Below are 9,019 nucleotides of genomic sequence, written 5' to 3' on the forward strand. Positions count from 1 at the left end.
TCCCATTCCCTGAGACGTCCGGCTCGACGCATGACATCGCAGGACCAAGGGCGTAAGGTGCAGAACGTGCAGACGATCCTTCTCGTAGTACTTCCTGAGCGCGCCGGCTGAGGCCAAGCAACCAGGTCTCGTCAGCGCGCTCACCCCTCGAAGAGCCCTCACCGGGTACGAGGGGTTTTTTCATGTCACGACCACGACCGTCATGACCACCCCTCCGGGCACACCCCGCTCCGGAGCCGGTCACCCGGCCCGCACCACCCCGCGGCAGAACAGCACGGAGAGCACCAGCACCACCAGCACCACCACGGTGAGCTCGATCCAGCCGGTGGCAGCCAGTCGCCACCGAGAAACAGGAGATACCGATGGTCCAGGGTCCCCACCCGGCTCCGCCGACGCCGAGCGCTCCCGCGCCCGCCGGCGAGGCCGCGGCGCCGAAGCCAGCCCCTTCCCCCGCGAGCCTCGCCGCCCGCCCCGAGAGCCGGGCACGCGCCTCGGTGACGGGTGAGCGCCCCGTGAGCGCCGCCGTCGGGCCGGAGGAGGTCACGGGCGCGCAGTCGATCGTCCGCTCGCTCGAGGAAGCCGGTGTGGACGTCGTCTTCGGCATCCCCGGCGGCGCGATCCTGCCGACGTACGACCCGCTCATGGACTCGAAGAGGCTCCGCCACATCCTCGTGCGCCACGAGCAGGGCGGCGGCCACGCGGCCTCGGGCTACGCCCACGCGACGGGTCGCGTCGGGGTGACCATGGCGACGTCGGGCCCCGGTGCGACGAACCTCGTCACGCCCATCGCCGACGCCAACATGGACTCGATCCCGCTCGTCGCCATCACGGGCCAGGTCGGCGCGTCCCTGATCGGGACCGACGCCTTCCAGGAGGCGGACATCGTCGGCATCACCCTGCCGATCACCAAGCACAACTTCCTCGTCACCGACGCCGACGAGATCCCCCGCGTCATCGCCGAGGCCTTCCACATCGCCCAGACCGGGCGCCCCGGCCCCGTGCTCGTGGACATCGCGAAGTCCGCGATGCAGGCGCGCACCACGTTCTCCTGGCCCCAGGAGCTGCAGCTCCCCGGGTACCACCCCGTGACCAAGCCCCACTCCAAGCAGATCCGCGAGGCCGCGCGCCTGCTCGCGTCCGCCCGGCGCCCCGTGCTCTACGTGGGCGGCGGCGTGATCCGCGCCGACGCGTCGGCCGAGCTGCGCAGGCTCGTCGACCTGTCCGGGGCGGCCACGGTCACGACCCTCATGGCCCGCGGCGCGCTGCCCGACTCGCACCCGCAGAACCTCGGCATGCCCGGCATGCACGGCACCGTCCCCGCCGTCGCGGCGCTCCAGAAGGCCGACCTCATCGTGGCGCTGGGCGCACGCTTCGACGACCGCGTGACGGGCGTGCTGTCGAGCTTCGCGCCCCACGCGGCGATCGTGCACGCCGACATCGACCCCGCCGAGATCGGCAAGAACCGCGAGGTCGACGTCCCCATCGTGGGCGACCTGCGCGAGGTCATCTCCGACCTGCTCCCCGAGCTCGAGCGCGAGCACGCGGCCAAGGGCAAGCCGGACCTGGCAGCGTGGTGGCGCCAGATCGACGACTGGCGCGAGACCTACCCGCTGGGCTACTCCGAGCCCGAGGACGGGCACCTCGCGCCGCAGCACGTCATCCAGCGCCTCGGGGAGATCTCCGGCCCCGACTCGATCTACGTCGCGGGCGTCGGCCAGCACCAGATGTGGGCCGCGCAGTTCATCCGCTACGAGCACCCCCGGACGTGGCTCAACTCGGGCGGCCTGGGCACCATGGGCTACTCGATCCCGGCCGCGATGGGCGCCAAGGTCGGTCGGCCGGACAAGACCGTGTGGGCGATCGACGGCGACGGCTGCTTCCAGATGACCAACCAGGAGCTCGCGACCTGCACGATCAACGAGATCCCCATCAAGGTCGCGCTCATCAACAACTCCTCGCTCGGCATGGTCCGCCAGTGGCAGACCCTGTTCTACGAGTCCCGCTACTCCAACACCGACCTGCACACGGGGCACGGGACGCGGCGCGTGCCGGACTTCGTCAAGCTCGCCGACGCCTACGGCTGCGAGGGCATCCGGGTCGAGTCGCCGAGCGAGGTCGACGCCGCGATCAAGCGGGCCATGGAGATCGACGACCGACCCGTCGTCGTCGACTTCAACGTCTCGCGCGACGCGATGGTGTGGCCCATGGTCGCCTCGGGCGTCAGCAACGACAACATCCAGTACGCACGCGGCATCTCGCCCGCGTGGGACCGCGAAGACTGAGACCGGGGAGAGCCGCAAACCATGTCCCGTCACACCCTCTCCGTGCTCGTGGAGAACAAGCCCGGCGTGCTCACGCGCGTCGCGGGCCTGTTCGCCCGCCGCGCGTTCAACATCCACTCGCTCGCCGTGGGCCCCACGGAGCACGAGGAGATCTCGCGCATCACCGTGGTCGTCGACGTCGACCAGAACCCGCTCGAGCAGGTCACCAAGCAGCTCAACAAGCTCGTCAACGTGATCAAGATCGTCGAGCTCGACCAGACGTCCTCGGTCCAGCGCGAGCTCCTGCTCGTCAAGGTCCGCGCCGATGGCGCGAACCGCACGGGCGTCCTCGAGGTCGTCGAGCTCTTCCGCGCCAAGGTCGTCGACGTCGTCCCCGACGCCGTCACGATCGAGGCCACCGGCACGCCCGAGAAGCTGGGTGCCCTCCTCGGCGCGCTCGAGCCGTACGGCGTCCGTGAGATCGTCAAGTCCGGCACCGTGGCCGTCGGCCGTGGCGCGCGCTCCATCACCGACAGGGCGCTCGACCGCGCCCACCGGTCCGCCTGACCCCCGTCCTCCCGGTGGACACGCCCGTGCTGCCCACCGACGTCGAACTATCGTGTTCGCCATCACCACAAGAACCCAAGGAGTAACACCGTGGCAGAGCTCTTCTACGACGACGACGCCGACCTCTCGATCATCCAGCAGAAGAAGGTCGCGGTCGTCGGCTACGGCAGCCAGGGTCACGCGCACGCGCTGAACCTCCGTGACTCGGGCGTCCAGGTCGTCATCGCGCTCAAGGAAGGCTCGAAGTCGATCGCCAAGGCGACCGACGAGGGCTTCGAGGTCAAGACGGTCGCGGAGGCCGCCGAGTGGGCCGACCTCATCATGATCCTGGCGCCGGACCAGCACCAGCGCTCGATCTACAACGACGAGATCAAGCCGAACCTCGCCGCCGGGAAGACGCTCGCGTTCGCGCACGGCTTCAACATCCGCTTCGGCTACATCGAGGCCCCGGAGGGCGTCGACGTCATCCTCGTCGCCCCCAAGGCGCCGGGCCACACGGTGCGTCGCGAGTTCGTCGCGGGCCGCGGCATCCCCGACATCATCGCCGTCGAGAAGGACGCGTCGGGCCACGCGTGGGACATCGCGCTCTCGTACGCGAAGGCGATCGGCGGCACGCGTGCCGGCGTCATCAAGACGACCTTCACCGAGGAGACCGAGACCGACCTGTTCGGTGAGCAGGCCGTCCTGTGCGGTGGCGTGTCGCAGCTCGTCCAGTACGGGTTCGAGACCCTCACCGAGGCCGGCTACCAGCCGGAGATCGCCTACTTCGAGGTCCTGCACGAGCTCAAGCTCATCGTCGACCTCATGTGGGAGGGCGGCATCGCCAAGCAGCGCTGGTCGGTCTCCGACACGGCCGAGTACGGCGACTACGTCTCGGGCCCGCGCGTGATCGACCCGCGGGTCAAGGAGAACATGAAGGCCGTCCTCGCGGACATCCAGTCGGGTGCGTTCGCGAAGCGCTTCATCGACGACCAGGACGCGGGCGCCCCCGAGTTCAAGGAGCTCCGCGCCAAGGGCGAGGCGCACCCGATCGAGGCCACGGGCCGCGAGCTGCGCGGCATGTTCGCGTGGGCGAAGTCGGGCGACGACGACTACACCGAGGGTTCGGTCGGTCGCTGACCCTCCCCTCGCTGCGGCGAACCTTCTGAGGAGGGTGACCCGTGCTGCACGATCGTCCGTCCGGCCTGGCGGCCTCCCGCCAGACCCGACCACGATCCGCAGCACGGGTCACCCTCCTTCGTCGTCGGGAGCCCGGGTCGCCCGACGGCGGAGCCTCCTCGGCCCGTCCCGGTCGCCTCGGGGAGGACCAGGGAGCAGGCGGGGCTGACGGGGGCCGGGGTGCGGGCGTGCGCGGGTGGAAGTGCGCGACGCGCGGTGGTCAAAGCACGACAAGGCGGGCACTCGGGGCGTCCGTGGTCCACCATGGAGGTATGAGCCATGACAACGACCGCGGACCGGACGGCGCGAGCGAGGGGACGGAGCCGGCGGCTTCCTCCGTGGGACGTGACGACGTGAGGGACCTGTCGGGCGACCCGGTCGTCGGACAGCCCGGCACGGTCGAGGAGGACCCGCAGGGGACCGAGATCCTCGAGTTCTGGGAGGCCGCGCGGGTCCGGGCGGGGGAGGGGAAGGTCGGGGTCGTGACGGGCTTCGGCATCTCGGCGACCGTCCCGCCGCCTGCGTGGTCGTTCGGCGACAACCCCGAGCTCGCCGACGGGCTCCTGGCGGCGGTGCTCGCGGGCGAGAAGACCGCGACGTCGTCGTCGCACTGGGAGTACGGCGACGACGTGCCGCTGCCGCAGGTCGGGGAGCTGTCGATCATCCTCGACGGCGACGGGCACCCGCGGGCGCTGATCCGCACGACGTCGATCGACATCGTGCCGTTCGACGAGGTCACGGCGGAGTTCGCGGCGGCCGAGGGCGAGGACGACCGGACGCTCGAGTCGTGGCGCGCCGGTCACCGCGACTACTTCACGCGCGTGCTCGTCGGTCACGAGTTCCGGGAGGACATGCCCGTGGTCTGCGAGAGGTTCGAGCTGCGGTTCCCGCGGGCTCGCTGACCTCGTCCGAGCGGCGGCGGGCCGGGCGCAGGGTCGGCCCGGTGGGACGGTGCGGGGGCGAGGGGCGGCCGGCCGGGAGCGGCGCCGTCGGGCAGGGCGCGGCGGCAAAGGGTGGGCGGTGGTCGCCGTCCCAGGCCGCGACCACCGCCCGTCGGGGCAGTGAGAGGAACTACCCCGAGCGTGAGGGCGCCGAGGCGCCGGAGGTGACCGCGCCGACGCGCACCGTCTGGACGGGGGCCGGGTGCGAGCCGTGGTCGGTGAGGTGGGTGGAGACGCGGTCGAGCAGGAGGGAGCGGACGTCCGCCGCGACGACGGCCTGGGCGCCGCGCAGGACGGGAGCCAGGGGCACCATGGTGGGCACGATCGCCGCCACGCCCTGCTCGGTGTCCGTGAGGTGGCTGCGGGTCACGTCGGCGAGGCGCTGGCCACCCGCGATGCAGGTGGGGCCGCCGAGGACGACCAGGTGCGGCTCGACGACCGCGACGACCGGCTGGATCACGGTCGCGATGCGGCGGCCGAAGTCCTCGACGAGCGCGACGACCTCGGGGCTGTCGGGCGCGGCGACCATGGCCGCCAGGTAGTCGGCGTAGCCGTCGCCGGGGACGCCGTGGCGTGCGGCGAGCTCCTCGAACCGGCGGCCGCCGACCAGGTCCTGGAGGTTCAGCGAGTGGTCGTCGTACTCGCGGACCGTGATGGGTACCGGCAGGTAGCCGAGCTCTCCCGCGGCCCCCGTGGCGCCGTGGTGGAGCCGACCGTCGATCAGCGTCCCGAGCCCGATGCCGCCGCCGATCCAGAGGAGCGAGAAGCTCTCCTCGGCGCACCGTCCGGCGTCACGCTCGGCGATGGTGGCGAGGTTGACGTCGTTCTCGATGCGCACCGGGACGTCGAACTCCTGCTCCAGGAGGGAGCGGACGGCGAGGCGCGGCCAGCCGGGCAGGTCCCCGACGAGCCAGAGGTCCCCGGTGCTCGGGTCGGCGGCGGCCTGCACGCCGGCGACGACCGCCCCGACGCGCGTGGTGGGCACGCCGGCGTCGGCGCAGGCGGCGTCCCAGGCGGCCCGGACGTCGCTCACCGCGGTGCGGTCCTCGGAGGTGGGGACGTCCGCGCTCCCGAGGACGGTGCCCCGGGCGTCGACGACGCTGGCCTGGACCCCGCGGGGCAGGACGTCGAGCGCGAGCCCCACGACGACGTCGGTGCGGGCGGCGTAGGTGACGGCCTGGGGGCCGCGGGCGCCCTGGACGGCTCCGGTGGACTCGATGAGGCCGGCGGCCTCGAGCCGGGCCACGATCTGGGAGGATGTCGGACGGGAGACGCCGGTGAGGTCGCCGATCTGCGACCGGGTCATGGGACCGGAGTCGAGCAGGAGCTCGAGGGCCGCGCGATCGTTGATCGTGCGGAGCAACCCGGGGGTTCCCGGGATGTGCAAGCGGGACACGGCGTGCGGCCTCTCTGCCAACGTCTTAGGAAAGTTTCCTAAGAGTTGCGTATTCTGGCGTTCTGCGCAAGTCGGAACCCTGGCGTGCTCCACTACACCATCGAGCGTCCCCCGGCGCGTCGTCCGGTGTGTGGGAGCGCACCCAGGCGAGACGCCTCCGCCCGACCCGCGAGATGGTGCGGTTCTGGACACCCAGGACGTTCAAGGCGTGAGATGTGCGTCCCGAGGACTGGCATCGAGGCGTACGGTTCACGGCATGACGCGCAACATCGACTTGGCAGTGGTGGCCGGAGACGGCATCGGCATCGAGGTCGTCGAGCAGGGCCTCGCGGTCCTCGAGGCGGCGCTCACGGGCTCCGACGTCAAGGTCTCCACGACCCCCTTCGACCTGGGTGCGCGCCGCTGGCACGCGACCGGCGAGACCCTCACGGACGAGGACCTCGCGGCCATCCGCACGCACGACGCGATCCTCCTGGGCGCGATCGGCGACCCCACGGTCCCGTCGGGCGTCCTCGAGCGCGGGCTGCTCCTCAAGCTGCGCTTCGCGCTGGACCACTACGTCAACCTGCGCCCGGGCAAGCTGTACCCCGGTGTGAGGTCCCCGCTGGCGGACCCGGGCGAGATCGACTTCGTCGTGGTCCGCGAGGGCACCGAGGGCCCGTACGTCGGCAACGGCGGCGCGCTGCGCGTCGGCACCCCGCACGAGCTCGCGACCGAGGTCTCCGTCAACACGGCGTTCGGCGTCGAGCGCGTCGTGCGCGACGCGTTCGCGCGGGCCCAGGCCCGTCCCCGCAAGCACCTGACGCTCGTGCACAAGCACAACGTCCTGGTCCACGCCGGTCACCTGTGGCGCCGCACGGTCGAGGCCGTCAACGCCGAGTTCCCGGACGTCACCACGGACTACCTGCACGTGGACGCCGCCACGATCTTCCTCACGACGAACCCGTCGCGATTCGACGTCATCGTCACCGACAACCTGTTCGGCGACATCCTGACGGACCAGGCCGCCGCGATCACCGGCGGCATCGGCCTCGCGGCCTCGGCCAACATCAACCCCGACCGCACGGCTCCCTCCATGTTCGAGCCGGTGCACGGCTCGGCCCCCGACATCGCCGGCCAGGGCAAGGCGGACCCCACCGCCACGATCCTGTCCGTCGCGATGCTGCTCGACCACCTCGGCCTCGCCGTGCAGTCGCAGCGCGTCGAGGCCGCGGTCGCCGCGGACCTCGCCGAGCGGGGGAACCGAGTACGGTCGACGGCCGAGGTGGGGCGCGAGCTCGCTGCCCGCGTCGCCGGCTGATCGGGCTCCCGACCCGCCGTCGCGCCGCCGTCGACTCCCCGCGCAGGGGCCCGACGGCGGCGCGCACCCTCTGCCGTCCTCACCGCTCCCACGTCCTCGTCGAAGGCCCGGGAGTTCTCGCCCGCCCTGCGGGCGCCGAAGGGCGCTCCGTCATGGAAAACTAGGCGAGGAACCCACCCGGGTCGCCAGGTGAAAGGCCCATGACATGACTTCCCCCCTCACAGCGCAGCCCGCTTCCTCGGCCGAGGACCTCGTCGCGCTCTTCGACATCCGCCCCTCGGACACCCCGACCTCCCCCGAGGCCAGGGCGGCCGCGATCTCCGCCCCGAAGTTCGGCACCGTGTTCTCGGACCACATGGCCCGGATCAGCTGGAACTCGACCGACGGCTGGATCGACCGCCGCATCGAGAAGTACGGCCCCCTCCAGCTCGACCCCGCGACCGCGGTGCTGCACTACGCCCAGGAGATCTTCGAGGGCCTCAAGGCGTACCGGCACCAGGACGGTTCCGTGTGGACCTTCCGCCCGGAGGCCAACGCCGCCCGCTTCGCCCGGTCGGCCCACCGGTTGGCGCTGCCCGCGCTCTCGGTCGACGACTTCATCGGCTCGATCACGGCGCTCGTGCGCACCGACATCGAGTGGGTCCCGAGCGGCGAGGAGGCGAGCCTGTACCTGCGTCCGTTCATGTACGCCTCCGAGTCGTTCCTCGGCGTGCGGGCCTCGCTCGAGGCCGAGTACCTCGTGATCGCCTCGCCCGTGGGTCCGTACTTCTCGGGCGGCGTGAAGCCCGTCTCGATCTGGGTCGACCGCGAGTACAGCCGCGCCGGCGCGGGGGGAACGGGCGACGCCAAGTGCGGCGGCAACTACGCGTCGAGCCTGCTGCCGCAGACGCTCGCGCAGGAGAAGGGCTTCGAGCAGGTCTGCTTCCTCGACTCGTCGACGGGCACGTACCTCGAGGAGCTCGGCGGCATGAACGTGTTCGTCGTCAAGGCCGACGGGTCGGTCGAGACGCCCGAGCTGACGGGCTCGATCCTCGAGGGCGTGACGCGCTCGTCGATCATCCAGCTCCTCACCGACCGCGGCCACGAGGTCACCGAGCGGCGCATCCCGCTCGAGGAGCTCCTGGCCGACATCCGGTCGGGCGCCGTGACCGAGGTCTTCGCGTGCGGCACGGCGGCGGTCGTGACGCCGATCGGCCGCCTGGGCGGGTCGAACTTCGACCACACGATCGGCGGCGGCGGCGCGGGCGAGCTGACCCTCGCGATCCGTGGCGAGCTCACCGACATCCAGAACGGCCGGGCAGCCGACCGCCACGGCTGGATGACGCGCCTGGCCTGAGGCTCGCCGCAGAGCTGCCCCCGGGTGCGGAGCGGGTGTCGTCGATCGAACGTCGACGAC

At 71.7% G+C, this 9,019-nt stretch carries 7 protein-coding genes; 6 read left to right on the forward strand and 1 reads right to left on the reverse strand.

Annotation, left to right across the window (positions count from 1 at the left end; genetic code table 11):
- Window positions 1-362: 362 nt before the first annotated feature.
- From H9623_RS08090 to H9623_RS08105, 4 genes are all read left to right on the forward strand, one after another.
- Window positions 363-2,282, forward strand: a complete 1,920-nt coding sequence (locus tag H9623_RS08090) for an acetolactate synthase large subunit (protein WP_193719545.1) — start codon at window positions 363-365, stop codon at window positions 2,280-2,282.
- A 21-nt stretch (window positions 2,283-2,303) separates the two neighbouring features.
- On the forward strand, window positions 2,304-2,828 hold the full coding sequence (gene ilvN, locus H9623_RS08095; RefSeq protein ID WP_193719546.1) for an acetolactate synthase small subunit: 525 nt from the start codon (window positions 2,304-2,306) through the stop codon (window positions 2,826-2,828).
- A 90-nt stretch (window positions 2,829-2,918) separates the two neighbouring features.
- Complete coding sequence (ilvC, locus tag H9623_RS08100) at window positions 2,919-3,947, forward strand: ketol-acid reductoisomerase (RefSeq protein WP_193719547.1); 1,029 nt, start codon at window positions 2,919-2,921, stop codon at window positions 3,945-3,947.
- Between the two features lie 311 nt (window positions 3,948-4,258).
- A complete protein-coding gene (locus H9623_RS08105) occupies window positions 4,259-4,888 on the forward strand; it encodes an ASCH domain-containing protein (protein ID WP_193719548.1) in 630 nt (209 codons plus the stop codon).
- A gap of 169 nt (window positions 4,889-5,057) precedes the next feature.
- On the opposite strand, the gene H9623_RS08110 is transcribed toward H9623_RS08105, so the two are convergent.
- Entirely contained in the window at window positions 5,058-6,323 is a 1,266-nt protein-coding gene (locus tag H9623_RS08110) for an ROK family transcriptional regulator (protein ID WP_193719549.1), read from the reverse strand.
- 256 nt (window positions 6,324-6,579) lie between these two features.
- Between H9623_RS08110 and H9623_RS08115 the strand changes: the two genes are divergently transcribed.
- The gene (locus H9623_RS08115; protein WP_193719550.1) at window positions 6,580-7,623 is read left to right on the forward strand and encodes a 3-isopropylmalate dehydrogenase; all 1,044 of its coding nucleotides are present in this window, start codon (window positions 6,580-6,582) and stop codon (window positions 7,621-7,623) included.
- A 205-nt stretch (window positions 7,624-7,828) separates the two neighbouring features.
- A complete protein-coding gene (locus tag H9623_RS08120; protein ID WP_193719551.1) occupies window positions 7,829-8,959 on the forward strand; it encodes a branched-chain amino acid aminotransferase in 1,131 nt (376 codons plus the stop codon).
- Window positions 8,960-9,019 lie beyond the last annotated feature (60 nt).

It is taken from the genome of Oerskovia douganii, from assembly GCF_015142735.1.
In the GTDB taxonomy this organism is placed as follows: domain Bacteria; phylum Actinomycetota; class Actinomycetes; order Actinomycetales; family Cellulomonadaceae; genus Oerskovia; species Oerskovia douganii.

Excerpts from the sequence above, each read along its gene's own strand:
- H9623_RS08090 (WP_193719545.1), top strand. The coding sequence starts at position 363 with ATGGTCCAGGGTCCCCACCCGGCTCCGCCGACGCCGAGCGCTCCCGCG.
- ilvN (WP_193719546.1), top strand. The coding sequence starts at position 2,304 with ATGTCCCGTCACACCCTCTCCGTGCTCGTGGAGAACAAGCCCGGCGTG.
- H9623_RS08105 (WP_193719548.1), top strand. The coding sequence starts at position 4,259 with ATGAGCCATGACAACGACCGCGGACCGGACGGCGCGAGCGAGGGGACG.
- H9623_RS08115 (WP_193719550.1), top strand. The coding sequence starts at position 6,580 with ATGACGCGCAACATCGACTTGGCAGTGGTGGCCGGAGACGGCATCGGC.
- H9623_RS08120 (WP_193719551.1), top strand. The coding sequence starts at position 7,829 with ATGACTTCCCCCCTCACAGCGCAGCCCGCTTCCTCGGCCGAGGACCTC.